The 24,200-nt window shown below is 65.4% G+C and carries 23 protein-coding genes and 1 tRNA gene; 12 read left to right on the top strand and 12 right to left on the bottom strand.

All coding sequences use genetic code 11. The features are described from left to right. Nucleotide 1 precedes the first annotated feature (1 nt). From AAG813_RS00850 to AAG813_RS00875, 6 genes are all read left to right on the top strand, one after another. On the top strand, nt 2-607 hold the full coding sequence (locus AAG813_RS00850) for a chemotaxis protein CheB (RefSeq protein ID WP_341910822.1): 606 nt from the start codon (nt 2-4) through the stop codon (nt 605-607). Next, complete coding sequence (locus tag AAG813_RS00855) at nt 594-1,799, top strand: hybrid sensor histidine kinase/response regulator (RefSeq protein WP_341910825.1); 1,206 nt, start codon at nt 594-596, stop codon at nt 1,797-1,799. Before AAG813_RS00850 ends, AAG813_RS00855 begins: the two co-directional genes overlap by 14 nt. Nucleotides 1,800-1,921: 122 nt before the next feature. Further along, a protein-coding gene (gene prfB, locus AAG813_RS00860) for a peptide chain release factor 2 (protein ID WP_300513193.1) occupies nt 1,922-3,026 on the top strand; the annotation gives its coding sequence in 2 pieces (ribosomal slippage) (nt 1,922-2,002 and nt 2,004-3,026; 1,104 coding nt in all). Between the two features lie 42 nt (nt 3,027-3,068). Further along, the gene (pepN, locus tag AAG813_RS00865) at nt 3,069-5,762 is read left to right on the top strand and encodes an aminopeptidase N (protein WP_341910831.1); all 2,694 of its coding nucleotides are present in this window, start codon (nt 3,069-3,071) and stop codon (nt 5,760-5,762) included. 159 nt (nt 5,763-5,921) lie between these two features. After that, a complete protein-coding gene (locus tag AAG813_RS00870) occupies nt 5,922-6,926 on the top strand; it encodes a class 1 fructose-bisphosphatase (RefSeq protein ID WP_341910834.1) in 1,005 nt (334 codons plus the stop codon). A gap of 45 nt (nt 6,927-6,971) precedes the next feature. Next, nucleotides 6,972-7,047 (top strand) — tRNA-Thr (locus tag AAG813_RS00875). Between the two features lie 83 nt (nt 7,048-7,130). Here AAG813_RS00875 and AAG813_RS00880 read toward each other — a convergent pair. The 5 genes from AAG813_RS00880 to AAG813_RS00900 all read right to left on the bottom strand — a co-directional run bounded on the left by AAG813_RS00880 (nt 7,131) and on the right by AAG813_RS00900 (nt 12,071). Continuing rightward, a complete protein-coding gene (locus AAG813_RS00880) occupies nt 7,131-7,796 on the bottom strand; it encodes a hypothetical protein (protein WP_341910836.1) in 666 nt (221 codons plus the stop codon). 131 nt (nt 7,797-7,927) lie between these two features. Further along, nucleotides 7,928-8,068 carry a tyrosine-type recombinase/integrase gene (locus AAG813_RS00885; protein ID WP_341910839.1) on the bottom strand — a complete coding sequence of 47 codons (141 nt, stop codon included), beginning with the start codon at nt 8,066-8,068 and terminating at the stop codon, nt 7,928-7,930. Nucleotides 8,069-8,190: 122 nt separating this feature from the next. After that, nucleotides 8,191-9,450: a putative Na+/H+ antiporter gene (locus tag AAG813_RS00890; RefSeq protein WP_341910842.1), complete on the bottom strand. Its 1,260-nt coding sequence runs from the start codon at nt 9,448-9,450 to the stop codon at nt 8,191-8,193. 191 nt (nt 9,451-9,641) lie between these two features. After that, the gene (locus AAG813_RS00895) at nt 9,642-10,649 is read right to left on the bottom strand and encodes a metal-dependent hydrolase (protein WP_341910843.1); all 1,008 of its coding nucleotides are present in this window, start codon (nt 10,647-10,649) and stop codon (nt 9,642-9,644) included. A 90-nt stretch (nt 10,650-10,739) separates the two neighbouring features. After that, on the bottom strand, nt 10,740-12,071 hold the full coding sequence (locus AAG813_RS00900; protein WP_341910844.1) for a cation:proton antiporter: 1,332 nt from the start codon (nt 12,069-12,071) through the stop codon (nt 10,740-10,742). A 273-nt stretch (nt 12,072-12,344) separates the two neighbouring features. Here AAG813_RS00900 and AAG813_RS00905 point away from each other — a divergent pair, with 273 nt between their 5' ends. Continuing rightward, complete coding sequence (locus AAG813_RS00905) at nt 12,345-12,782, top strand: hypothetical protein (protein ID WP_341910846.1); 438 nt, start codon at nt 12,345-12,347, stop codon at nt 12,780-12,782. Between the two features lie 120 nt (nt 12,783-12,902). Here the strand turns inward: AAG813_RS00905 and AAG813_RS00910 are convergent, their stop codons facing one another. Beyond that, nucleotides 12,903-14,246, bottom strand: a complete 1,344-nt coding sequence (locus AAG813_RS00910; protein ID WP_341910850.1) for a hemolysin family protein — start codon at nt 14,244-14,246, stop codon at nt 12,903-12,905. Nucleotides 14,247-14,269: 23 nt separating this feature from the next. Here AAG813_RS00910 and AAG813_RS00915 point away from each other — a divergent pair, with 23 nt between their 5' ends. Next, nucleotides 14,270-15,121, top strand: coding sequence for a symmetrical bis(5'-nucleosyl)-tetraphosphatase (locus tag AAG813_RS00915; RefSeq protein WP_341910852.1), 852 nt, complete (start codon nt 14,270-14,272; stop codon nt 15,119-15,121). Nucleotides 15,122-15,234: 113 nt separating this feature from the next. On the opposite strand, the gene AAG813_RS00920 is transcribed toward AAG813_RS00915, so the two are convergent. The 3 genes from AAG813_RS00920 to AAG813_RS00930 form a co-directional block, all read right to left on the bottom strand. Further along, nucleotides 15,235-16,143: a YihY/virulence factor BrkB family protein gene (locus AAG813_RS00920; protein ID WP_341911085.1), complete on the bottom strand. Its 909-nt coding sequence runs from the start codon at nt 16,141-16,143 to the stop codon at nt 15,235-15,237. 97 nt (nt 16,144-16,240) lie between these two features. Beyond that, nucleotides 16,241-17,701: a DEAD/DEAH box helicase gene (locus AAG813_RS00925; RefSeq protein ID WP_341910854.1), complete on the bottom strand. Its 1,461-nt coding sequence runs from the start codon at nt 17,699-17,701 to the stop codon at nt 16,241-16,243. A gap of 151 nt (nt 17,702-17,852) precedes the next feature. Further along, on the bottom strand, nt 17,853-18,731 hold the full coding sequence (locus AAG813_RS00930; protein ID WP_341910856.1) for a neutral zinc metallopeptidase: 879 nt from the start codon (nt 18,729-18,731) through the stop codon (nt 17,853-17,855). Between the two features lie 115 nt (nt 18,732-18,846). Between AAG813_RS00930 and AAG813_RS00935 the strand changes: the two genes are divergently transcribed. Further along, on the top strand, nt 18,847-19,524 hold the full coding sequence (locus tag AAG813_RS00935) for a DUF4136 domain-containing protein (RefSeq protein WP_341910859.1): 678 nt from the start codon (nt 18,847-18,849) through the stop codon (nt 19,522-19,524). A gap of 86 nt (nt 19,525-19,610) precedes the next feature. After that, nucleotides 19,611-20,249, top strand: coding sequence for a pyroglutamyl-peptidase I (gene pcp, locus AAG813_RS00940; RefSeq protein ID WP_341911087.1), 639 nt, complete (start codon nt 19,611-19,613; stop codon nt 20,247-20,249). On the opposite strand, the gene AAG813_RS00945 is transcribed toward pcp, so the two are convergent. After that, nucleotides 20,242-20,463 (bottom strand): hypothetical protein, encoded by a 222-nt coding sequence (locus tag AAG813_RS00945; RefSeq protein ID WP_293592729.1) that lies wholly within the window; start codon nt 20,461-20,463, stop codon nt 20,242-20,244. The genes pcp and AAG813_RS00945 overlap by 8 nt on opposite strands. Before the next feature lie 104 nt (nt 20,464-20,567). Then, a complete protein-coding gene (locus AAG813_RS00950; RefSeq protein ID WP_341910867.1) occupies nt 20,568-20,939 on the bottom strand; it encodes a hypothetical protein in 372 nt (123 codons plus the stop codon). A 173-nt stretch (nt 20,940-21,112) separates the two neighbouring features. On the opposite strand from AAG813_RS00950, the gene AAG813_RS00955 reads away from it, so the two are divergent. Together AAG813_RS00955 and AAG813_RS00960 are read left to right on the top strand one after the other, a co-directional pair. Beyond that, nucleotides 21,113-22,027, top strand: coding sequence for a delta(1)-pyrroline-2-carboxylate reductase family protein (locus AAG813_RS00955; RefSeq protein ID WP_341910870.1), 915 nt, complete (start codon nt 21,113-21,115; stop codon nt 22,025-22,027). A gap of 79 nt (nt 22,028-22,106) precedes the next feature. Next, nucleotides 22,107-23,465: an MBL fold metallo-hydrolase gene (locus AAG813_RS00960; protein ID WP_341910872.1), complete on the top strand. Its 1,359-nt coding sequence runs from the start codon at nt 22,107-22,109 to the stop codon at nt 23,463-23,465. Nucleotides 23,466-23,502: 37 nt separating this feature from the next. Here AAG813_RS00960 and AAG813_RS00965 read toward each other — a convergent pair whose 3' ends face one another. Next, nucleotides 23,503-24,195 carry a sulfite exporter TauE/SafE family protein gene (locus AAG813_RS00965; protein ID WP_341910874.1) on the bottom strand — a complete coding sequence of 231 codons (693 nt, stop codon included), beginning with the start codon at nt 24,193-24,195 and terminating at the stop codon, nt 23,503-23,505. Nucleotides 24,196-24,200 lie beyond the last annotated feature (5 nt).

The following is a 24,200-nucleotide window of genomic DNA, read 5'->3' on the forward strand; positions in this document are numbered from 1 at the left end:
CATGGATATCCAGCAAGTCGCCGCCAGGCATGCCGTCGAAGCCGTGGTGATTGGCGCCTCGGCCGGCGGGGTGCACGCCTTGCTGGCCTTGTTGTCGGGACTGCCGGCGCACTTTTCGCTGCCCATCATCGCGGTGCTGCATCTGCCGAAAGAGCGCGACAGCCGGCTGGCCGATGTCTTCCAGCAAAGGCTGGGCATGACCGTGCGCGAGGCCGCCGACAAGGAAAGCATCGCCCCGGCCACCCTGTATTTCGCCGGGTCAGGCTATCACCTGTCCATCGAGACAGACCATACTTTCTCGCTCAGCTGCGAAGAACCCGTCAACTATTCACGGCCGTCGATCGACGTGCTGATGGAGTCCGCCGCCGATGCCTATGGCCCCGGCTTGGCCGGCGTGCTGCTCACCGGTGCGAATTTTGACGGTGCCGCCGGCCTGGCCCGCATCAAGCAGCGCGGCGGCCTCACCGCGGTGCAGGACCCGGCAGAAGCCCAGGTAGCCACCATGCCGCTGGCGGCCATCCGCAAGCTCAAGCCGAATCTGATTCTCACGCTGGAACGTATCCGGCAACTGCTCATCCAACTCGATCACAACCATGCGAAAACCTGACGTTGCGAAAGTCCTGATCGTCGACGATCTGCCCGGCAACCTGCTGGCGCTCAATGCGCTGATCCGGCGGGATGGGCGGGAAATCTACCAGGCCAGCTCCGGCGAGGAAGCGCTGGACCTGCTGCTCGAACACGAGTTTGCGCTGGCCCTCCTGGACGTGCAGATGCCGGGCATGAGCGGCCTCGAGCTGGCCGGGCTGATGCGCGGCACCGAGAAAACCCGGCAGATTCCCATTATTTTTGTCACCGCCGCCGGCAAGGAGCAGAACTACGCCTTCACCGGTTACGAAACCGGCGCGGTGGACTTTCTCTACAAGCCGCTGGACGTGGATGCCGTCCGCAGCAAGGTCAACGTTTTTGTGGAGCTGTACAACCAGCGCATGGAAACCCGCCAGCAGGTCGTGGCGCTGGAGAAAAGCCGCAAGGAGCAGGAGCTGCTGATGCAGCAATTGAAAGTCACGCAGGGCGACCTGCAGGCGGCCGTGCGCACCCGCGACGACTTCATCTCCATGGCCACCCACGAACTGCGCACGCCGCTCAACACGCTGTACCTGGAGTCGCAATTGCGCAAGATGCAGCTGGACCGGGGCCGCGCGGACATTTTCGATGTGCCCTATCTGCAAGCCATGGTGGCACGTGACCGGCGCCAGGTCGAGGCCATGATGCGCCTGATCGACGACATGATGGATGCCTCGCGCATCAACAGCAAGCAGCTGTCGATCCGGCCCGCGCCAATGGAGGTGGCGGCCCTGCTGACCCGTGTGGTGGAGAACCTCGCCCAGCAGGCCGCGGCCGCCGGCAGCCCCATCACCCTGGATGCCGGCCAGCCGGTCACGGCCCAGTGGGACGAGTTCAGGATCGAACAGGTGGTCATCAACCTGCTGACCAACGCGCTGCGTTACGGCGAGGGCAAACCGGTGGAGGTCAGCCTGCGCCTGCTGCCCCAGGGTGCCTGCATTTCGGTGCGCGACCACGGGCGCGGCATTTCCCCCGCTGACCAGCAGCGCATTTTCGAGCAGTTCTCGCGTGTTGCCAGCGACGACGGCACCGGCGGGTTGGGCCTGGGCCTGTTCATCACCCGCCAGCTCGTGCGGGCGCACGGCGGCAGCATCAACGTGGAAAGCAGTCAGGGCGCGGGCGCCGAGTTCACCGTCACCCTGCCGCTGACGCCCCCGGCCCCATTGGCGGTCTGATCCCGGGCCCCGCCTGCGCAGCCGCGGCCTTGCCCGCCGGGCAGGGCCTTTTTGCGGTCCCGTGGTCCGGAGCATGAGAAAATGCCGGATTGACCCCTCAGACACCAGGACAGGACTTTCCCATGGACGCAGAACACATCAATATCATCGGCAACCAGCTCGCAGACCTGAGCAACCGGGTCAACGAGCTTCGGGGGTATCTTTGACTACCCTGCCAAAGAACGTAAATTAAGCGAAGTCAACGCCGCGCTGGAAGACCCGAAAGTCTGGGACAACCCGAAGCGCGCCCAGGAACTCGGCCGTGAGAAAAAGTCGCTCGAGGACGTGGTCCATGTGATCGACCGCCTGAGCTCCGAGCTGGCCGACAACTCCGAACTCTTCGAGATGTCCAAAGCCGAAGGCGACGACGCCGGCATGCTGGCCATTGAGGAAGACGCCGCCAAGGTGGCGCTGGAAGTCGAGAAGATGGAATTCCGCCGGATGTTCAACAACCCGGCCGACCCGCTCAACGCCTTCCTCGACATCCAGGCCGGCGCCGGCGGCACCGAAGCCTGCGACTGGGCCAGCATGCTGCTGCGCCAGTACCTCAAGTACGCCGAGCGCAAGGGCTTCAAGACCCAGATTGAAGATGAAACCGCGGGCGACACCGCCGGCATCAAGGGGGCCACCATCAAGATCGAGGGCGAATACGCCTTCGGCCTGCTGCGCACCGAAACCGGCGTGCACCGCCTGGTGCGCAAGTCGCCGTTCGACTCCTCGGGCGGACGCCACACCTCGTTTGCCTCGGTGTTTGTCTACCCCGAGATCGACGACTCGATCGAGATCGAGATCAACCCGTCCGACGTGCGGGTCGACACCTTCCGCGCCTCCGGTGCCGGCGGCCAGCACATCAACAAGACCGACTCGGCGGTGCGCCTGACGCACATCCCGACCGGCATCGTGGTGCAGTGCCAGGACGGCCGCTCGCAGCACGGCAACCGCGACGTGGCCTGGAAACGCCTGCGCTCGCGCCTGTACGACTTCGAGCTGAGAAAGCAACAGGAAGCCCAGCAGAAGCTGGAAGACACCAAGACCGACGTGGGCTGGGGCCACCAGATCCGCAGCTACGTGCTGGACCAGAGCCGCATCAAGGATTTGCGCACCAACTACGAGACCTCGGCCACCCAGAAGGTGCTCGACGGCGATCTTGACCCGTTTATCGAAGCTTCACTGAAGCAGGGCGTTTGATGAATACACGCGCTCTCCCCTTTCACTTTTCAGGAACCCACCATGCTGCGTGAAGGACAAGCCACGGCCATCCACCGTGCAGACTACGTTGCCCCCGCCTACTGGATCGACACCGTCGATCTGAGTTTTGACCTGGACCCGGCCAAGACCCGTGTACTCAACAAGATGACGCTGCGGCGCAATGCCGACGTGCCGGCCCAGCCGCTCAAGCTCGACGGCGAGGAACTCAACCTGGCGCGTGTGCTGGTCAACGGCCAGGGCACCTCGTTCAAGATGGACGGCGACAAGCTGGTGCTGGAAAACCTGCCGCTGGGTCCCGAGCCCTTCGAGTTGGAAATTTTCACCACCTGCGCCCCGGCCAAAAACACCAAGCTGATGGGCCTGTACGTCAGCAACGACTCCTTCTTCACCCAGTGCGAGGCCGAAGGCTTTCGCCGCATCACCTACTTCCTGGACCGTCCCGACGTGATGGCCAGCTACACCGTGACCTTGCGCGCCGACAAGGCGAAGTACCCGGTGCTGCTGTCCAACGGCAACCTGGTCGAGCAGGGCAACCTTGAAGGCGGCCGCCACTTTGCGAAGTGGGTCGACCCGCACAAGAAGCCCGCCTACCTGTTTGCGCTGGTGGCCGGCCAGCTGGTCGCGCGCGAGCAGCGCATCACCTCGCGTGCCGGGGTGGACCACCTGCTGCAGGTCTATGTGCGACCCGGCGACCTGGACAAGACCGAACATGCGATGACCTCGCTGATGCATTCGGTGGCGTGGGACGAAGCACGCTTCGGCCTGAGCCTGGACCTGGAACGTTTCATGATTGTCGCGACCAGCGACTTCAACATGGGCGCCATGGAAAACAAGGGCCTGAACATCTTCAACACCAAGTACGTGCTGGCGAACCAGGCCACCGCGACCGACACCGATTATTCGAACATCGAAAGTGTGGTCGGCCACGAGTACTTCCACAACTGGACCGGCAACCGCATCACCTGCCGCGACTGGTTTCAGTTGAGCCTGAAAGAAGGCCTGACCGTCTTCCGCGACCAGGAATTCAGCCAGGACCTGTGTGGCGAGGCCTCGGCCCGCGCCGTCAAGCGCATCGAGGACGTGCGTGTGCTGCGCACCGCGCAGTTCCCCGAAGACGCCGGCCCGATGTCGCACCCGGTGCGGCCCGACAGCTACATCGAGATCAGCAACTTCTACACCGTCACCATTTACGAAAAAGGCGCCGAAGTCGTCCGCATGATGCAAACCCTGGTGGGCCGCGACGGTTTTGCCAGGGGCATGAAGTTGTATTTCGAACGCCACGACGGCCAGGCCGTGACCTGCGACGACTTCGCGCAGGCCATTGCCGACGCCAACCCGGCCTCCGACCTGGCGCGCCTGCTGCCGCAGTTCAAGCGCTGGTACAGCCAGGCCGGCACGCCGCGCGTGCATGCCGAAGGTGTGTACGACGCCGCGGCGCGCAGCTACACCTTGACGCTGGCGCAAAGCTGCGCCCCCACGCCCGGCCAGTCGGCCAAGGAGCCCTTTGTGATTCCGGTGGGCCTGGGCCTGCTCGGCACCGACGGTGCCGACCTGCCGCTGCAGCTGGAAGGCGAACCATCCGCCGTGGCCGGCCCGCGCACCTTTGTGCTGACGGGCGCCAGCGAGACCCTGCGTTTTGTCAACGTGGACGTCGAACCCGTGCCTTCCATCCTGCGCGGCTTCAGCGCGCCGGTGGTGCTGGAGTTCGACTACAGCGACGCGCAGCTGCTGCACCTGCTGGCGCACGACAGCGACCCCTTCAACCGCTGGGAGGCCGGGCAACGGCTGGCGGTGCGCAGCGCTATTAAATCAATAGCTGCCAGCGCTTATCCGGTGGGCGACCAGCCCCTGAATGATGCTTATATCGGCGCCATGCGCAGCGTGCTGCGCGACCCGGCGCTGGACGCCGCCTTCAAGGACCTCGTGCTGACCCTGCCGTCGGAAACCTACATGGCCGAGCAGCTCGACGTGGTCGATCCGCAGCGCATCCATGCGGTGCGCGAAGCCATGCGCCTGCAGCTGGCTACGGCGCTGCAGGCTGACTGGGAAGCCGCGTACGCGGCCAACCACGACACCGGTGCCTACACGCCCGACCCGCTGTCTGCGGGCCGCCGCGCGCTGGCCGGCATGGCGCTGACGCAGCTGTGCCTGGCCGCCGTCGCCAGCGGTGATGCGGTCTGGCCCGGCAAGACCTACCAGCGTTTCAAGGACGCCGGCAACATGACCGACCGTTTCAACGCGCTGGCCGCCCTGGTGTCCAGCGGCCACCCGCTGGCCGCCGAGGCGCTGCAGCGCTTTCATGCCATGTTCAAGGACGAGGCGCTCGTCATCGACAAATGGTTCAGCCTGCAGACCAGCGCGCCGGACCGCGGCGGCAACATCCTGCCGGCCGTGAAGCAGCTCATGAAACACGCCGACTTCAGCCTGCGCAACCCGAACCGCGCGCGCAGCGTCGTCAGCACCTACTGCCAGGGCAACCCGGCCGCGTTTCACCGCACCGATGCGGCGGGCTACGTGTTCTGGAGCGAACGCGTGATTGAACTGGACGTGATCAACCCGCAGGTGGCGGCCCGCCTGGCGCGCGCGCTGGACCGCTGGAGCAAGCTGGCCGAGCCCTACCGCAGCGCCGCGCGCGAAGCGATTGCCCGCGTTGCCGCCCGTACCGACCTGAGCAAGGACACGCACGAGGTTGTCACACGCGCCCTGGCCGACTGATAAATGTGGCCCCCACGCTTGTCACTTCGTGTACTGCGCTGCCCCCCGAGGGGGCCGCTGCGCCTGCGGCCCGGCTAAGCCGGTTCCGCGGCCCCTGCTGAAAAAAGCGGGGAAGACATGCAACGTCCGACCTTTTAATTTTCGACGACTGGAGTCCTCATGAGTTCCAAAGTTTCACTGACGCGTTACCTGATCGAGCAGCAGCGCATCGACGGCCACATTCCCTCGCAGCTGCGCCTGCTGCTGGAAGTGGTGGCCCGCGCCTGCAAAAGCATCAGCCAGGCCGTCAACAAGGGCGCGCTGGGCAGCGCCATGGGCAGCGCCGAAAGCGAGAACGTGCAGGGCGAGATGCAGAAAAAGCTCGACATCATCGCCAACGAGGTGCTGATCGAGGCCAACGAATGGGGCGGCCACCTCGCCGGCATGGCGTCCGAGGAAATGGACACCATCTACGTGGTGCCAAATCGCTACCCCAAGGGCGAATACCTGCTGCTATTCGACCCGCTCGACGGCTCCAGCAACATCGACACCAACGTCAGCATCGGCACCATCTTCAGCGTGCTGAAAATGCCCGAGGACGACCACAGCGTCGACGAGGCGGACTTTCTGCAGGCCGGCCACAAGCAGGTGGCCGCGGGCTACTGCATCTACGGCCCGCAGACCACGCTGGTGCTGACGGTGGGCGACGGTGTCGCTATGTTCACGCTGGACCGCGAACAGGGCTCATTCTTGCTGATCGAGGAGAACGTACGTATTCCCGAGGACACCAAAGAGTTCGCCATCAACATGAGCAACATGCGGCACTGGGACGCACCGGTGAAACGCTACATCGACGAGTTGCTGGCCGGCAAGGACGGCCCGCGCGGCAAGGACTTCAACATGCGATGGGTGGCCACCATGGTGGCCGACGTGCACCGCATCCTGTGCCGCGGCGGCATCTTCCTGTACCCCTGGGATAAACGCGAGCCCGAAAAGGCCGGCAAGCTGCGCCTGATGTACGAAGCCAACCCCATGAGCTGGCTGATCGAGCAGGCCGGCGGCGCCGCCACCAACGGCCACCAGCGCATCCTGGACATCCAGCCCGCCAAGCTGCACGAACGTGTCAGCGTGATCCTGGGATCGAAGAACGAAGTTGAACGGGTCACCTCCTACCACGCCAAGTGAGCGGGCGTTTCGCCCGGCTATAATCGCAGGCTGTATTCAGGATTCGCCGGTGTAGCTCAGTCGGTAGAGCAGCTCATTCGTAATGAGAAGGTCGGGTGTTCGATTCATCTCTCCGGCACCAATGAAAGCCTCTGTTTCGCAAGGAACAGAGGCTTTTTCATGTAGTCAATTCGTAACCGACACGTCAATGCTACCGCAGAAGCATCACTTAGGCTTGACTTGGGGAAGCTCCGCGCCGGCACCAGCTCCCCACGGCAACTTAAGCTCAGTCTTCGCGTTGCCCCAGGATAAATAGATTACGACTAGCAGCGGTATCACAAACACGAATGGAGCCAGATAGTTCCTGGTAACTCTGAAAGGCAATTCCCCTGCCTTCACCCGCTTCCATTCTTTCTTCAAAATCTGAGGGGCATACTCCGATGCTCCGTCGATAGCCGCCAAAGTCGCGTTCACATCGCCATCAGATTGCAGCAACTTATTCAGCTCATCAAGTGCGATTTTCATCAAACGAAGTAGCTCCTTATGCTCTTCTTTCTCCATATTCAATCGCAGCCTGATGGAGTAATAGGTTTCGGCAGCCTGATAGCGAATTTCGCTAATCTTTTCGGGCGTCATTGCGCCAAACATAGGAGCAGCAATGTTCCTCTCCTTTGCAGCGACGTTCTCTTGCATTGCACGTGTCATCGCTCTAGCACCCGCAAAAAAAGCAGCTAAATCGATGCGTAGCGCATCAATCCACATCTGTCTAAACTCAGACGTTTTTATCTCTTTGCTAAGCGTCAAATTAATGAACGCAATAGCACCAGTGATAAGCGCGGCTACTATGGACGCTATCGCGGCTACGTTTCCAATCGGCATTTCGGATTGCATCGTTCACCCCTTTTTTTCTACTGCCCCAGGACAGCCCCAGAGGACTTCAAGAACGAGTCTAGTCGACCTGCCACGAATTGCAGCCCCTCAGGTGCCACATGCGCATACCGCTCCACCATCGATTGGGTTTTTCAGCCCCCCAAGCGCTGTAGTTCATGCGTCGGAGTGCCAGCCTCCCTATGCCACGTTGCAAACGTATGGCGCAGATCGTGCCAGCGAAAATGTTCGATTCCTGCTCTCTTCAAAGCATTGCACCATGCCTCTGTTTTCACCTGGAAAATCGGCTTTCCCTCTTACGTGAAAACATGCTTCGGATGAACGCCCTCCAGCCCCTCTCCCACGTACGCAAGCAGCTATCAATTAGTTAGCAACCGGCAACGCCCACCCTGCCCGGCTACAGAAACAGAAACGCCGCCGCAGCCACTGCCGTCGGCCCCAGGGCACCGAGCAGCAGTCCGCCGGCGCCCACGGTTTCGTCGGCGAAGCCGCGTTTGAGCAGCGCCACGCCGGCCGGGTTGGGCGCGTTGGCGATCACGGTCAGGCCGCCGCCGGCCACTGCGCCGGCAACCAGCATGTACTTGGACTCGTCGGAGATGCCGGCGATCAGTGAGCCCAGGTAGGTCAGCGCCGCGTTGTCGGTGATGGCGGTCAGGCCCAGCGAGCCCATGAACAGCGCCAGCGGCTGCAGGCTGGCCACAATCGGCTGCAGCCACCAGGCCTGCATGCCGCCCAGCACCACCAGCCCGGCCAGGAAGAAGCCGACCAGCAGCGCTTCCTTGATGATCAGCGGGCTCTGGTGCCGGTCATAGGCCTGCGTGAAACCGAGGAACAGCAGGAAGATCGCGAGGAAGGCGACCGGGTGGTGCGCCATCAGCACCACGGCGGCGAGCAGGGCTATGTGCACAGCGACCACCGACAGCGGCATGCGCGCTTCCCCGCCCTCGGGCGCGGGCGGTGTGCCCAGGTGCCGGCGCATGACGAAGGTGGCGGCGGTGGCATTGATCAGCACCGCAATGGCCGCTTTCCAGCCGAAGTTGGCCGCCATGAAGGCGCTGTCCCATTGCCAGGCGGCGGCCACCATGAGCACGGGCGGTGCCGCGTAGGCGGTCAGCGTGCCGCCGATCGACACGTTGACAAACAACACGCCGAGCGCGAAGTACTTCACGCCTTCGGGCACAGCCGTGCGGAAAATCTGCGGCGCCAGCATCAGGGCGGCAATGGTCATGGCCGCGGGTTCGGTGATCAGCGAGCCGAGCAGCGGCACTGCGGCCAGGCCCAGCCAGGCGGTGGCGATCGGCGTCGGTACCGGGATGTAATGGGCCAGGGTGTTGACCGAGGCCATCACTGCGCGCAGCACCGGCTGCGAGGCCGCGATGACCATCACCACGAAGACGAACAGCGGCTCGGTGTAGTTGCGCGACTCGGCGTATGCCAGCGCGTCGCCGCCGCCCACCAGCAGCGCCATGCTGAGTACCAGCACGATGGCCCAGAAGCCGAAGACGACCTCGACCTCGCCAAGCAGGTGAAAGAGCCCGGCGTGGCGGGGGTAGCGGTGCGACAGCCGCTCGAACTGTTTGGCGGCGAAAGTGTGCAGCAGGGCCACCGCAAAAATGGCGGCGGCAATCAGCTGGATGGGTTCAGGGGTCGAAGGCATGGGCACAGGTACTCCGCGTGGCGGCCCGACCGACGCATACCTGCCCTGGCGCGAAGGCGCTGACACCCAGCCAAAATTTTAGCAGGAGCCTCGGACCACCTGGATTTTCAAGCAAAATCAGCCGCCAGCCCAATCAGCACCTACGCAAGCAGCTATCAAAATAGTAGTAGAGGGAAGCCACGCCCCGGCCCTCACCGCGGCGGCGGCAGCGGGTCGCCCCACATGCGCCGCCACAGCCAGGGCAAGGCCGTCGCCACATCGGGCCGCGCGCTGTTGAGGGTGGGCACATGGCTTTGCGCGGCACGGGCCGCGGCGGTGCCGAGGTCGAAGTGGAAGGTGTAGGCCGGCTCCTGGCCCATGCGCAGGTCGGTGACGAACAGGCGGCCACCCGCTTCCGACAGGCGGAAAAAGCCGTGGCTGAAGGCGGCGATGCGCGCCACCGGCGGGTCCTGGCCGTGCAGGGTGATCAGGTCGGCGCCGCGGTCGTGCGCGGTCCAGGTGATGCGCGGTGAACTGTCGAGCAGCGAGTAGTGGCCCTCGAAATACTGCGTAGGGGTGGTGGCCACCAGGCGCCACAGCAGTGTATTGAAGGGCGCGGGCGTCACCAGCAGCGCGCTGGCGGTGATGCCCTCGGCCTGCAGCGAGGTTCGCGCCACCGCGGTGGCCTGCTGCTGCGCCAGCACGCTCCAGCCGAGGTAGAGCGTGCTGAGCACCAGCGCCGCCGCGTTCCAGCGCAGCCCGCGGGTGTTTTGGAGGCGCAGCGCGGCCACCACACCGACGATCAGCGGCACGGTGTAGAGCGGGTCGATGATGAACACGCTGCCCACGCCGAACGGGTAGCTGGTGAAGGGCAGCAGCAGCTGCGTGCCGTACACCGTCATGGCGTCGAGCAGCGGGTGCGTGATGAGCGCCAGCCAGAGCGCCAGCCACCAGCGTTTGAACAGCGCGCCCTCGCCGTGCAGCCGCGAGACCAGCCAGGCCAGCGGCGGCGCGGCCAGCGTGAGGTAGAACAGCGCGTGGCTTTCGGCGCGGTGCAGCGTCATGTTGAGGATGGCGTTGCCGTGGTCGATGAAGGCGTCCAGGTCCGGCAGCGTGCCGGCCACCGCGCCCCACAATGCGGCCTTCCACACGGCGGTGCGCCGGCCCATGACGGCCACCGTCACGGCCGAACCCAGTGCAATTTGCGTCAGTGAATCCATGGCGGGCAGCTTAACGCAGCGCCCCGCTCGCAGGCGCGGCGGGCGGCCCTTGCCCCCTGGCGGGACCGGGACGTTCTGCAGGCACCGGGCTCAGGGAACCGGCGTCTGTTTGCTGCGCCGCCAGAAGTAACCCATCATGGGTTTGACGCTGACCCCGTGGAGCAGGATGGACAGGGCCACCACCACCAGCGTCATCTGGATCATCTGCAAGGCCAGGCTTTCGGGCAGCTGGTGCTGGATGGCGTACATCAGGTAATACAGCGAGCCGATGCCGCGCACGCCGAACCAGGCCGTCATGCCGCGAATGCGCCAGGGCGTCGGCGAGAACATCAGGCCGGCCAGCACACTGAGCGGGCGCGCCACCAGAAACAGGAACAGCGCCAGCCCCACCGCCGGCCAGCTCCAGGAGCTCAGGAACATCGAGCCGCCCACCAGAAGCACCAGCATCAGCTCCGACAGCCGCTCCAGGTGTTCCTTGAAGATCAGCGAGCCCTCGCTGACCGTGTGCAGCGAATCCGGATCGGCGGCGAGCGCGGCGCTGGCCGGCGCGCCGGGGCTGGCGGTTTCGGCGGTTTCAGTGGCCACGGCGGCGGATGTGAGTGCGTTCCTCGCCAGCTTCAGTTCGGTCTGGCGCAGCGCCACGGCGGCAAAAAAGACGGCCAGAAACCCCCAGGCATGCACCATGACCGTCAAGCCATAGACCACGCCGATCAGCCCCAGGCCCAGAAAGTCGTCCAGCAACTCGTGCTGGTGCGGCGCACGCCGGAACTTCCAGCCGAGGCGCGCCAGCGCCATGCCGGCCACGCCGCCGATCAGGATCGCGGCCAGCGTGGCCCACAGCACATCGACCAGCACCCAGCGCAGGCCGAAGTCGCCGAGTTCGTGCAGGCCCAGCAGGCCGAGCCCCAGCATCACGAAGGGGAAGGCGCTGCCGTCGTTCATGCCAGCTTCGCAGGTCAGGGTAAAACGCAGCTGGTCGCGGTCGCCCGGATGGCGGATCTGCACATCGGTGGCCAGCACCGGGTCGGTGGGCGCCAGAATCGCGCCCAGCAACACGCCGGCGCCCAGCGGCAGGCCCAGCACATAGAAAGCAAAGGCCGCCACCATGGCGACGGTGAGTGTCATGGACACGGTGGCCAGCAGAATCGGCGCGCGCCAGCGGGTGAAGCTGAAGGGCACCGGCATCTTGACGCCGGCAGAAAACAGCGAGATCAGTACGGCCACCTCGGTCAGCACCTCCAGCAGGGCCGACTCCTTGAGCGGGTTGAAGTGCAGCAGGTTGAGCGCGCTCGGGCCGACCAGCAGCCCCACCGCCAGGTAAATGATGGCGGCCGTGACCGGCGAGCGCTTGAGGACGGTGTAGGTCAGGCCCATCACCAGCAGCAGGCCGCCCACCAGCAGGAACCACAGGGCGTTATTCATCGTGCAGACCGGGCAGGAGCCGGGCACGCCGGGCATGCAAGAGGCGGTGCGAAGGAGTCATGAGGGATTCCGGGCAGAAGCGGCCCGGGTGTCGTGTTCCGGTGGGTGGTGCCAACAAGGATACCGCGTCCACCCCAGCCGCGGGCGCCTGCTTGCCGCGTGTACCCCCCGTTACAATCTCGCAGCCTGCCCGCCGGGACGTGACCGCCGGCGGCCTCTGGTGCGGCCTCACGGTGCGGCCAGGAATGTGTCACCGCCTACCGGGTTCCAACCATGACATCCCTCAAGACCCTGCTCGTGCTCTCCACCACCTTCGCGCTGCTGGCCTGCAGTTCCATGGGCAGCACGCCCATGGGCAGTGACAGCACCGTGACCGAGGCTACCGCCAAACAGCTGGCGGGCGACGTGCCGCTGCCGCAGGGCGCAGTCATCAGGCAGCAGGACACCCTGGTCATGGGCTCGGGCAACACCTGGATGGGGCGGCTGAGCCTGACGGTGCCGGGCGAGGCGCAACCGGCGTTTGCCTGGTTTCGCGACAACCTGCCCGCCGCCGGCTGGACGCTGACTTCGAGCTCGTTTTCCAAACTCAGCCTGCTGACCTTCACCAAGGCCGAACGTGTGGCGACAGTGCAGATGCAGGGCAGCAACTTTGGCGGCAACGAAGTGCTGATCACGGTGGCGCCGGCGGTGCGGCCGGCCAGCCGGCCCTGAGTCGCCACAAGCCAGAATGCTATTGAATCAATAGCGTGTGGCGAGCGTCCTGCCTGGGGTGGAGGCCGAAAACATTGATAACAACGTCGGCTCTCCGATGGCTCTTCCAGGCTGACTGTTCTAGACCGATTCGTCCGGCGGCTCGGCAATCTGGCTGACCAGCACCTTGTCGATGCGTTTGCCGTCCAGGTCCAGCACTTCAAAACGCCAGCCCGCGGCGTCCACCAGATCGCCGGTACCCAGCAAGCGGCCCGACACGCTTTGCAGCAGGCCGGCCACGGTGTTGTAGCGGCCGCGGTCCTCGTCGGGCAGCTCGCGGATGTCGAGCCGGACCTTGAGCTCGGACACCGGCATCACGCCGTCGATCAGCCAGCTGCCGTCGGCGCGGCGCGTGGCCCAGGCGTCCACCTGCGCGCCGGGCTGCAGCTCGCCGGTGATGGCCTCCAGCATGTCCATGGGCGTCATCAGGCCCTGCACCACGCCGTATTCGTCGACCACAAACACCATGCGGGTGGACTGGGTGCGGAACTGTTCGAGCAGCTCCATGCCGGTCAGGGTTTCGGGCACAAACGTGGCCGGAATCGCGTAGGTGTCAATGCGGTCGGCCAGCGTCGGGGTGGTGCCGGTGCCGGTCTCCTCGCCGACCGGCTGGATCTGGCCGCGCAGGGCCAGCAGTTTGGCCACGTTGACCACACCCACCACGTCGTCGAGGCTGCCGCGGCACACCGGGTACCACGAATGCCCGGTCGCGCCGGCCTTGACGATGGCCTGCGCCACGGTGTCGCTCGCGTCCAGCCACTCGATGTCCGAGCGCGGCAGCATCAGCGAAGTGAGCAGCCGGTCGTCGAGCAGAAAGACGTTTTGCACCATCTGGTGCTCATGCTCCTCGATCAGCCCGGCGTCCACGCCCTCTTCCAGGCTGGCGGCAATTTCCTCGTCGGTCACGGTACGGTCACCGGCGGTGTCGACACGCAGCAGCTTGAGCACGCTGTGGGTGCTGAAGGACAGCAGCCGCACAAAAGGCTTGGCGCCGGTGGCCACCCACATCATCGGACGCGACACCAGGCGCGCCACCGTCTCGGGGTAAAGCTGGCCGATGCGTTTGGGCACCAGTTCGCCAAACACAATCGTGACGTAGGTGATGATGGTCACCACCAGCGCCGTGGCCGTGATGTCGGCGGCGCGCGGTGACGCGCCAAAGGTCTGGATCCAGCTTGACAGGCCGCCACTGAAGGCCGCCTCGCCGATGATGCCGTTGAGCATGCCGATGGAGGTGATGCCGACCTGCACCGACGAGAGAAACTGCGTCGGGTTGTCGAGCAGCGTCATCGCGCCCTGCGCGCCCTTGTCGCCCGACTCGGCCAATGCGCTGAGCCTGGCCTTGCGGCTTGCCGACAGCGCCATTTCGGACATGGCAAAAACGCCGTTCAGCAGGGTCAAAAAGGCGATGAGGAGGAAATCCATGGATCCGAAGGCAGAATGAACACATGGCACTTTACTTGATTGGCGACCTGCAGGGTTGCAACGAGCCGCTGCAGCGCCTGCTGCACAGCGTGGATTTTTCCCCCAGCCGCGACACCCTCTACATCCTGGGCGACCTGGTCAACCGCGGCCCGGATTCGCTGGGCGTGCTGCGCAGCCTGTCCGGTCTGGGTGACGCGGCGCAGTGCCTGCTCGGCAACCACGACCTGAACCTGCTCGGCATCCGCCACGGGCTGCGCAAGCCGCACCGCAGCGACACCGTGCAGCAGGTGCTGGAGGCGCCCGACGGCGACGCCCTGCTCGACTGGCTGCGGCACCGCCGCATGGCCATGCTCGAACACGGCTGGCTGATGGTGCACGCCGGCGTGTTGCCGCAATGGAGTGCCGCGCAAACCATGGCGCTGGCCGGCGAGGTGGAGCAGGCGCTGCGCGGCCCCGACCTGCCCGGTTTTCTGAAAGCGATGTACGGCAACACACCCGACCACTGGCAGGACACGCTGGCCGGGGCCGAACGGCTGCGCGTGATCGTCAATGCCCTGACACGCATGCGTTTTTGCACCGCCGAGGGCGCCATGGAATTTGCCAGCACCGGCGGCACGCAGACGGCGCTGCCCGGTTACCTGCCGTGGTTTGACGTGCCGGGCCGGAAAACCGCCGGCGTGCCCATCGCCTTTGGCCACTGGTCCACGCTGGGCGCCGAGACCGTGGCCAGCGGGGCCGGCCTGCTGGCCAACACCCTGCCGCTGGACACCGGTTGCGTCTGGGGCGGTTGCCTGACGGCGGCGCGGCTGGGCAGCAAGCCCGGTCAGTTCGAGCTGATCCGTGTGCCCTGTCCGCAGGTCCAGCAGCCGGGCTGACGGGCTGATGGGCTGATGGGCGCGGAAACTTCAGACATTTCAGGCCTGCAGCCCAATGGCCACGGGCGCCAGCAGCTATCAACAATATAGCGACCCAGTGGCCCGCAAAAGGGTCAGGCGGCGACCGGCGCGGCGGCCTTCCTGAGTTCCGCCTCGTCGGCCAGGGCGCGCGCCACACTGGCCGAGAACAGCAGCACCGCCGAGGAGAAGTAGATCCACATCAGCAGCACCACCAGCGAGCCGGCGGCGCCGTAGGCGGACACCACGGCCGCGGTGGACAGGTAAATCGCCATCAGGTACTTGCCCAGCGCAAACAAAATGCCGCCGGCAATGCCGCCCATCACCAGGAAACGCAGCGAGGGTTTGGGCCCGGCGCTCATGCGCATCAGCGCGACGAACAGCCCCGCGGAAAACGCCATGGACACCAGCTCGTTGATCACCACCGCAATCCTCTCGAGTGGCATGTAGGAGCCGGCCCAGCTGGTCAGAAAACTCAGCACGGCCGAGATCACCAGCGAGACCAGCAGCAGAAAACCGAAGGCCAGAATGTAGGCAATGCCGCGCACGCGCAGCGACGCGCTGTACCACCACTTCTGTTGCGGCGGCACGCCGGTATCGTGGCGCCAGAGCCGCTCGAAGGCGTCCTGCAGTTCGGCAAACACGCCGGTGGCGCCCGACAGCAGCAACACAAACGCGATGCCCGAGGCCAGCATCCCCTCGGACGGCTTCTGCGCGCTGGCCAGCGCCTGCTTGATCATCTGCGCGCCCTGCTCGCCGATCACGCCGCCTATCTCCCGGATCAGGCTGCTTTCGATGTAGCTGCGGTCCAGCCACCAGCCGAGCACGGCCACCAGCAGCACCAACAGGGGCGCGAGACTGAGAATGCCGTAGAAGGACATGGCCGCACTCATGCGCAGGCCGTCGGCGTCCAGCCACAGGTTGACGGAACGGCGTACCGGACGCAACAGGGTGGGAAAAGAGGAACGTTGGTAGGCGCGGCGCAGGCCGGCGATCGAGGGCATCATGCCCCCAGCTTAGCGCGGCTGGCTTCACAAAACCATCAGACGCCTGCGCGGGAAAAAGTAGGCCCCGGTCCCGAAAGACGGCGGGCCCGTCGCCTCAGCTGCCGGTCTTGAACAGCGCAGCGACTTTTTTCTTCGGCTTGATGTTGGCCGACACGCCGCGTGCGGCGCCGCCCTTGGCGGCCGCTTCCCAGGCCGGCTGCGCTTCGACCGGCAGGCTGGATTCGTAAGGCTTGTCAAAGAAGGGGTCGCGCGAGGACTGCTGGCGCTGCGGCGGCGGTGCTTCGCGGCGTTCGCGGCGCTCCGGCCGGTCGCGCTGGGCCTCCACCGGCTCGCGCACCGGCTGGTCGCCGCTGTCGCGGTACATGCGCCGGCCGTCGTTGATGCGGCCCTGCTCCTTGATGCGTGGCTGGTCTTCCTCGAACTCCATGGGTTCGAGCTCGATCTTGGTCTTGATGAGTTTTTCGATGTCGGTGACCAGGCGCTGGTCGCTGGCGGCCGCAAAACTCACCGCCAGGCCCGAGGCGCCGGCGCGGCCGGTGCGGCCGATGCGGTGCACATAGTCTTCCGCGTTAAAAGGCACGTCGAAGTTGAACACCGCCGGCACGTCCTTGATGTCCAGGCCGCGTGCGGCCACATCGGTGCACACCAGCAGATCGACTTCGCCGCTTTTGAAGGCTTCCAGCGCTTTCAGCCGCTCGTCCTGGCTCTTGTCACCGTGCAAGGCGGTAGTTTTCAGGCCTTCGCGCTCCAGCGACCGGGCCAAACGTGCGCAGCCGAGCTTGCTGTTGACAAACACAAAGGCCTGCTTGATGCCGCGGGACTTGAGCACCTGGTGCAGCGCACGGCGCTTGTCGTCAGCACTGACGGCGTAGAAATGCTGCTCGACGGTCGAGGCCGTGGCATTGGAGCGCGCCACCTCGATCGTCACCGGGTCCTGCAGGAAACTGGATGCCAGGCGCTTGATCTCGGGCGAGAAGGTGGCCGAAAACAACAGGGTGATGCGCTGCTTGGGCAGGTAGCTCAGGATGCGCTGCAGGTCGGGCAGAAAACCGATGTCCAGCATGCGGTCGGCCTCGTCTAGCACCACGTACTCGACCTGGTTGAGCACGGTGTTCTTGGCTTCGATGTGGTCCAGCAGGCGGCCCGGTGTGGCCACCAGCACCTCGACGCCTTTCTTCAGCTCAGCGGTTTGCGGCTTCATGTCCATGCCGCCGAACACCACCGCGCTGTTGAGGTTGGTGTACTTGGCGTAGAACTTCACCTGCTCGGCGACCTGCACCGCCAGTTCGCGCGTGGGCAGCAGCACCAGAGCACGCACCGGATGGCGCGCCGGCGAAGTCGAGGCGTTCTCGTGCTTCATCATGCGTTGCAGCAGCGGGAGCGCGAAAGCGGCGGTTTTGCCGGTGCCGGTCTGGGCGGCGCCCATCACGTCCCTGCCCTGGAGAACGACCGGAATGGCCTGCTCCTGGATGGGGGTCATGGTTTCGTAGCCCATTTCGGCTACGGCGCGGGCCAGCGGTTCTGCCAGCGAAAGGTTCGAAAAAGATGATGTCATTTAGCCTGCTATTGTCGCACTTTGGGCAATAAAGGCATTTCTGCCGACCCGCCGCCCGGTCGGGCCTGCGGATGACCGGTTTTCCTTCGTCCACATGCTATGAATTCAATAGCACTCTTCGCTGGCAGAACGTGGGCTGGAGCCATTTTTTCTATAAATTCCTGGCGGAGAAGGTGTCACAGGCCTTGACGCTGCCCTGCTGCAGGCCGGTGTTGAACCAGCGCGCACGCTGGGCACTGCTGCCGTGGGTGAAACTCTCGGGCACGATGGCGCCGCCGTTTCCGCGCTGCAATGCGTCGTCGCCGATTTTCGCGGCGGCATTCATCGCCTCCTCGACGTCGCCCTGCTCCAGGATGGCGCGGGCGCGCTGCGCATGGTGCGCCCACAAGCCGGCAAAACAGTCGGCCTGCAACTCCAGCCGCACGCTCATGGCGTTGTATTCGGTCTTGCTAACGCGGCCGCGCATCTGGTCCATCTTGCCGGTGATGCCCAGCTGGTTCTGCACGTGGTGGCCGACCTCGTGGGCAATCACATACGCCTGGGCAAAGTCGCCGGGCGCACCCAGCTTTTTCTGCAGGGTTTCATAAAACCCGAGGTCGATGTAGACCTTCTGGTCGGCCGGGCAATAAAACGGCCCCATGGCCGCCTGGCCTTGGCCGCAGGCGGTGGCGGTGGCGCCGCGAAACAGCACCAGCCGCGGCTCCTGGTAGGTGCCACCGCCCTGGCTGAACACGGTTTTCCAGACGTCTTCGGTGTCGGCCAGCACGGTGGACACAAAACTGGCCATCTTGTCGTCCGCTGGCGGACGCTGGGCCGGCCCCTGCTGCTGCACCTGCGCGGTCGGCGTGCCGCCGCTAAGCGCGCTCAGGATGGTCAGCGGGTTGATGCCGAAAATCCAGCCCCCCACCAATGCGATCACAATCGTGCCTATGCCGATGCCGCGGCCGCCGATCAGCCCGCCCATGCCGCCACCCCCGCTGCTCCGGCGGTCCTCGACGTTGTCCGACTCGCGGTTGCCTTCCCATTTCATGATTGACTTTCGTTGGTGTCGGCGCCGCAGAGGCGGCGCAAACTGAGCAGACTACTTTACTTGAGCCCGCATTGGAGGGACGGAACATTTTGCTGGTTGCAGCATCCCATTACATATGAACAGCTTTCTTGCACGTGCACGTCTTTTTCCCGTCCTGCTGTCAGCCGTGTTGCTGAGCGGCTGCGCCAGCGCGCTGGTCACCCAGGTCACCAGTTTCAACCAGTGGCCGGCCGACGCGGCCGGCAGCAGCTTCAGCTTCATCAAGCCGCCGCCGAATCGATGGGGCGCGCCCCAGGAGCTGGAACAGGCCACCTATGAGCGTTATGCGCAGCTGGAACTGGAAAAGCTGGGGCTGCGGCCTGCCGCCGCGGGCGAGCAGGCACGCCTGCTGGCCGAACTGAGCACGGTCAGCCAGACTCAGCAAAGAACCTACCTCCAGCCGGTGTACGAAGACCCCCTGGTGTTTTACCCGCCGCGCCGCAACGCCGCCGGCCAGTATTTCCCGGGTTTCTGGGCGCCCAGCCGGTTCGGCCCGACCTATGTGGGCGACCGCGTCGTGCCCTACACCGTGCAGTTCAGCCAGCTCAACCTCCGCCTGCTCGATACCCGCAGCGGCCCGCCGGGTCAGCCCCGCGCCGTGTTCGAGTCCCGCGTGGTGTACGAAGGCGACGCCGCGCTGCCCGCCGTCATGCCTTATCTGGTGCGCGCAGCACTCGACGGTTTTCCCGGCCAGAACGGGCAGGTGCGCCAGGTCCGTTTCGACCGGGAAACCGGCGCCCTGATCCGGAAATAGGCGGCGTAAGCCAGCGCTGACGGGAAATCAGGTGATCCGGCCTGCCGCACAATGGTGGCATGCCACGCCCGACGACTTCCCCACCCCTGCCGCGCATCCTGCTGACCGGTTTTGACGCTTTCGGCGGCGACACCGTGAACCCGAGCTGGCAGGCGGTCCAGGCGCTGCACGGCCGCCGTATCGCCGGCCACCAGGTGGTGGCCGCGTCATTGCCAACCGTGTTTGAAGCCTCGCTGGCCGAACTCGGGCGGCTGTTGCGCCTGCACAAGCCGGTGCTGGTCCTCTGTGTCGGTCAGGCCGGCGGGCGCGCCGCCCTCTCGCTGGAGCGTGTGGCCATCAATGTGAACGATGCGCGTATTGCCGACAATGCCGCCGCACAGCCGGTGGACACGCCGGTTGTCGCCGGCGGGCCGGCGGCGTATTTCAGCACGCTGCCCATCAAGGCCATGCTGCAGGCGTTGCAAAAGGAAGGGCTGGCCGCCGAGGTCTCGCAGACCGCCGGCACCTTTGTCTGCAACCATGTGTTTTACGGCCTCATGCACATGCTGGCCACGCAGCGCGGCTTCAAGCGCACGCGCGGTGGCTTTGTTCATGTGCCTTTCCTGCCCGGCCAGGGCCAGCCCCACATGCCGCTGGAGGACGTGGTGCGCGGGCTGCGTGTGGCTGTTCGCGCGGCAATCACAACGCAGCGCGACATCACGCAGGGCGCGGGGGCGATCAGTTGATTTTTTGGGGAGCAGGTTCGTCCCGCAGCAGCCGCCAGACCAGCCAGCTGCCGATCAGTGCGTTGCTGAGGGCGAAACCGCCGACGATCAGGGTGGCCCAGGTGTCCAGCACCCGGTTGTGAACAATCCAGGCCAGCGCGGCCGACAGGGCGTTGAGCGCCATGGCCATCCAGAACAGGGGATTGCGAGGCTGAAAAAGACGGGATAATTTCATGGAAGGCAATGCTAACCGCTGCCGGCGCGCCTTCCTGAAACCCCTCTGCACCGCCGACCGGCGCCTGCAGGCAGCAGCCGGGTCAAAGCCGATAAAAGCCGGGTTTAACGCACAGCGTTGAAGGACACCGGCATCATGCCGATGTTGTCCGCGGGCGCCTTGGCCTGGCCACCGGCCATCACCGCGCCTGCCGCATCATTGCCGGCCAGCGTCGGCTTGGCGCCGTCGTTGTACACGTCGGCCCGGGCATGTCGCATGCAGTCGCTGAGGGCCGCACCGCGCAGGGTTTCCACACAATAAGCCACGGCGGTTTGCTGGGAAGCCAGCATGGTGTCCCGCGCCTGGGCCTTTTTGACTTCACCACCGGCCACCACGGCGATGGCCGCCAGCAGGCTGACAATCAACACGACACCGGCACCCAGATAAAGGTATTCACGGGGGACGGTGTTGACTTGGGGCATATGGGTGGAAAACATGAAACAAACTCCTCGTTGCGACTGTTTCGATGTTAAGAACGCGCCCTGGACATTCAACGCGGGTCACTTCCCGTGCCGATGTAGGATAAAACCGCTTCCCGCAAACACGCCCTGAGCGGCCCTGCGCCGACGCCAAGGACAAGCCCATGCACGGGCTGGCTTACCATCCAGCCATGACCGATTCGCCCATCCTGCTGAGTGCCGCGCAGACCGCGGCCCGCCTGCCCTACCCCGCCCTGCTGCAAGAGATCGAGCGCCTGCTGGGGGATGCCTCGGTGCAGGTGCCGCAGCGGCAGGTGCTGCCCCTGGCCGGCGGCGGCAGCCTGTTTGTGATGCCGGCGTCGGACCGCCGGGTGGCGATGACCAAACTGATCACCTTCACGCCGGCCAACGCCGGAACCACGCGCGCCACCATCCAGGGCGACGTGGTGGTGTTTGACATTGCCAGCGGCGAACGCCGGCTGGTGCTGGACGGCCCGACAGTGACGGCGCGGCGCACCGCGGCTGTTTCCGTGCTCGCGGCGCAGCGGCTGGCCCCCCACACCCGCGGGCCGTTGCTGATCGTGGGCGCGGGGGTGCAGGGCAAGGCCCACCTCGACGCCTTTGCCGACATCCTGCAGGTCCGCGAAGTCCTGATCGCCTCGCGCAGCGCGTCCAGCGCAGACGCGCTCGCCCGGCATGCCCGGTCGATGGGCCTGAAGGCCAGCGTGGTGCAGGACGCCAACGCCGCGCTGGCCGACTGCCCGCTGGCGGTCACCTGCACGCCGGCCCATGGCGTGGTACTCGACAGCCTGCCGCGCCCGGATGCTTTCATCAGCGCGGTGGGCGCCTTCACACCGCAGATGGTGGAGCTGGGCTCCGACCTGTGTCGTCACTTTGCACAGCAGGGCGCGGTGTTTGTGGACACCGGCGATGCAAGCCATGAAGCGGGCGATCTGCTGCAGGCCGGTCTGGATGTGAGCCGCTTTGCAACACTCGCGGACGTGCTGGCCCATGACACGCAGCGTCCGGCAGGGCCGGTGCTTTTCAAGAGCTGTGGCTGGGCCGGCTGGGACCTGGCGGCCGCGCGGACGGCCCTGGCGCAGTAAAAAAGGCGTCTGGCGTCAGGTCCACCCCTGTTGATCCACCGCAAGCGAGTCCAGCCCCGCCCTTTCTAGACTGAAACCCATGAAACTCCAATTCCTCGGCGCGACCGACACCGTCACCGGCTCCAAATACCTGATCCAGCACGACAAGTCCAAGGTGCTGGTCGATTGCGGCCTGTTCCAGGGCTACAAGCTGCTGCGCCTGCGCAACTGGGCGCCGCCGCCAGTGAAGCCCTCCTCGATCGACGCGGTGATCCTGACGCACGCCCACATCGACCACAGCGGCTACCTGCCGCTGTTGGCGCGCCAGGGGTTTCGTGGCAAGGTGTTCTGCACGCCGGGCACCTACGACCTGTGCCGCATCCTGCTTCCCGATTCAGGCCACCTGCAGGAGGAAGAGGCCGAATACACCAACCGCCACAAACTGTCCAAACACAAGGAGGCGCTGCCGCTGTACACGCGCGAGGACGCGCTGCAGTGCCTCAAGCTGTTTCATCCGGTTCCCCACGGCATGGAATGGGAGGCCGCACCGGGCCTGCATGCCCGCATGACGCCCTCGGGCCACATGGTCGGCTCGTCGTTTGTCAGGCTGGACGACGGCTCACGCTCCATCCTGTTTTCCGGGGACATCGGCCGGCCCAATGACCTGGTGCTCAAGCCCCCGGTGCAGATGGATGGCGCCGACTACCTGGTGGTGGAATCCACTTACGGCGACCGACCGCACAAGAACGCGGACCCGCTGCTGGAACTGGGCAAGGTGATCAACCGCACCGCCGCCCGCGGTGGCGTGGTGGTGATCCCTGCCTTTGCCGTGGGCCGGGCCCAGAGCCTGCTGCACTGCATCCAGTTGCTCAAGGCCCAGGGCGTGATCCACAACATACCTGTGTACCTCAACAGCCCGATGGCGGCCAGCGCCATGCAGGTTTACCTGAAACACAAACCCGAACTGCGGCTGACGGCCGCCGAATGTGATGCGCTTTCGCACGCCGCCCATATCGTGCAGACACCGGAAGAATCGCGGCTGCTCAATGCGCGCCATGGCCCGATGGTGATCGTCGCCGCCAGTGGCATGGCCACGGGCGGACGCGTGGTACACCACCTCAAGGCCTTTGCGCCCGACAAACGCAACACCATTTTGTTTGCCGGCTTTCAGGCTGGCGGCACGCGTGGTGCCTCGATCGCAGGGGGTGCGCCGACGGTGCGGATCTTCGGCGAGGACGTGCCGATCCGGGCCGAGGTCGCCATGCTGGACGACCTGTCGGCCCATGCGGACGCCGCCGAAATCGTGAGCTGGCTCAAGGGGTTCAAGGCGCCGCCGAAACAGACCTTCATCACGCACGGTGAACCGGCTGCTGCGGACGCGATGCGCCAGCACATCGAGCGCGAGCTGCACTGGAACGTTCACATGCCGTTCTACCTCGAAACGTTCACCCTCCGCTGACGACGCTGACGTCGTCAACGCTGGCCGGGGCCGGTGATCAGGCCAGACCGCACCACTCGGCAAAGCGGTGAAAGGCATCGGCCCAGAGCGCCCAGGCTGCCGCGAGGATCAGCAAGCCACCCGCGGCGCGCGTGCCCCAGTCCTGCTTGAGCTTGTTGCCGCGGTCCTGCAGCTTGTCGTACAGCAGCGGCACGAGCATCAGCGACACGCTGCTGCCCGCAGCGAACAGCGCCATCGACAGCGCGCCCTCCAGCGGCCCGCCGCTGAGCGAAGCGACCAGCAGCGCCGAATAGAGCAGGCCGCAGGGCATGAAGGCCCACAACGCACCGGTGGCAAAGATGCCGCCCCGCGCCGCGGCCAGCGGCCGGATGCGTGACCAGACAGCGCGGCCGGCATCGCTGACCCATGCCGGCTGGCGCGCCTGGGCCAGCAGCATCAGCCCCCAAAGCAGCACGGCCAGATGAAACAGCGTCCAGACCGGACGCAGCGCCGCAGTGTTCGTGGTCAGCCAAGCCAGACTCTGCACGGCCAGCGCCGCGGCGGCGCCGGCCAGCGAATAACCCGCCAGACGCCCGGCCTGAAAACTCCAGAGTGAACGCGACGATGAGCCAGCGCCCTGGCGCGGACCCAGGCGCGAAATGCCCGCACAGGCCGCGCCGCACATGGCAGCGCAATGCGGGCCGCCGGCCAGCCCCATCATCAGGGCTGTCACAGCCAGTGTGGTGGACATCGCGA

Origin of the sequence: Polaromonas sp. YR568 (assembly GCF_943371715.1) — a bacterium.
GTDB lineage: Bacteria > Pseudomonadota > Gammaproteobacteria > Burkholderiales > Burkholderiaceae_C > Polaromonas.

Excerpts from the sequence above, each read along its gene's own strand:
- AAG813_RS00880 (WP_341910836.1), bottom strand. The coding sequence starts at position 7,796 with ATGCAATCCGAAATGCCGATTGGAAACGTAGCCGCGATAGCGTCCATA.
- AAG813_RS00935 (WP_341910859.1), top strand. The coding sequence starts at position 18,847 with ATGAACAGCTTTCTTGCACGTGCACGTCTTTTTCCCGTCCTGCTGTCA.
- AAG813_RS00890 (WP_341910842.1), bottom strand. The coding sequence starts at position 9,450 with ATGCCTTCGACCCCTGAACCCATCCAGCTGATTGCCGCCGCCATTTTT.
- AAG813_RS00900 (WP_341910844.1), bottom strand. The coding sequence starts at position 12,071 with ATGAATAACGCCCTGTGGTTCCTGCTGGTGGGCGGCCTGCTGCTGGTG.
- AAG813_RS00910 (WP_341910850.1), bottom strand. The coding sequence starts at position 14,246 with ATGGATTTCCTCCTCATCGCCTTTTTGACCCTGCTGAACGGCGTTTTT.
- AAG813_RS00850 (WP_341910822.1), top strand. The coding sequence starts at position 2 with ATGGATATCCAGCAAGTCGCCGCCAGGCATGCCGTCGAAGCCGTGGTG.
- AAG813_RS00915 (WP_341910852.1), top strand. The coding sequence starts at position 14,270 with ATGGCACTTTACTTGATTGGCGACCTGCAGGGTTGCAACGAGCCGCTG.
- AAG813_RS00960 (WP_341910872.1), top strand. The coding sequence starts at position 22,107 with ATGAAACTCCAATTCCTCGGCGCGACCGACACCGTCACCGGCTCCAAA.
- AAG813_RS00950 (WP_341910867.1), bottom strand. The coding sequence starts at position 20,939 with ATGTTTTCCACCCATATGCCCCAAGTCAACACCGTCCCCCGTGAATAC.
- AAG813_RS00920 (WP_341911085.1), bottom strand. The coding sequence starts at position 16,143 with ATGCCCTCGATCGCCGGCCTGCGCCGCGCCTACCAACGTTCCTCTTTT.
- AAG813_RS00870 (WP_341910834.1), top strand. The coding sequence starts at position 5,922 with ATGAGTTCCAAAGTTTCACTGACGCGTTACCTGATCGAGCAGCAGCGC.
- AAG813_RS00925 (WP_341910854.1), bottom strand. The coding sequence starts at position 17,701 with ATGACATCATCTTTTTCGAACCTTTCGCTGGCAGAACCGCTGGCCCGC.
- AAG813_RS00855 (WP_341910825.1), top strand. The coding sequence starts at position 594 with ATGCGAAAACCTGACGTTGCGAAAGTCCTGATCGTCGACGATCTGCCC.
- AAG813_RS00965 (WP_341910874.1), bottom strand. The coding sequence starts at position 24,195 with ATGTCCACCACACTGGCTGTGACAGCCCTGATGATGGGGCTGGCCGGC.
- AAG813_RS00895 (WP_341910843.1), bottom strand. The coding sequence starts at position 10,649 with ATGGATTCACTGACGCAAATTGCACTGGGTTCGGCCGTGACGGTGGCC.
- pepN (WP_341910831.1), top strand. The coding sequence starts at position 3,069 with ATGCTGCGTGAAGGACAAGCCACGGCCATCCACCGTGCAGACTACGTT.
- AAG813_RS00930 (WP_341910856.1), bottom strand. The coding sequence starts at position 18,731 with ATGAAATGGGAAGGCAACCGCGAGTCGGACAACGTCGAGGACCGCCGG.
- AAG813_RS00905 (WP_341910846.1), top strand. The coding sequence starts at position 12,345 with ATGACATCCCTCAAGACCCTGCTCGTGCTCTCCACCACCTTCGCGCTG.
- AAG813_RS00955 (WP_341910870.1), top strand. The coding sequence starts at position 21,113 with ATGACCGATTCGCCCATCCTGCTGAGTGCCGCGCAGACCGCGGCCCGC.
- AAG813_RS00945 (WP_293592729.1), bottom strand. The coding sequence starts at position 20,463 with ATGAAATTATCCCGTCTTTTTCAGCCTCGCAATCCCCTGTTCTGGATG.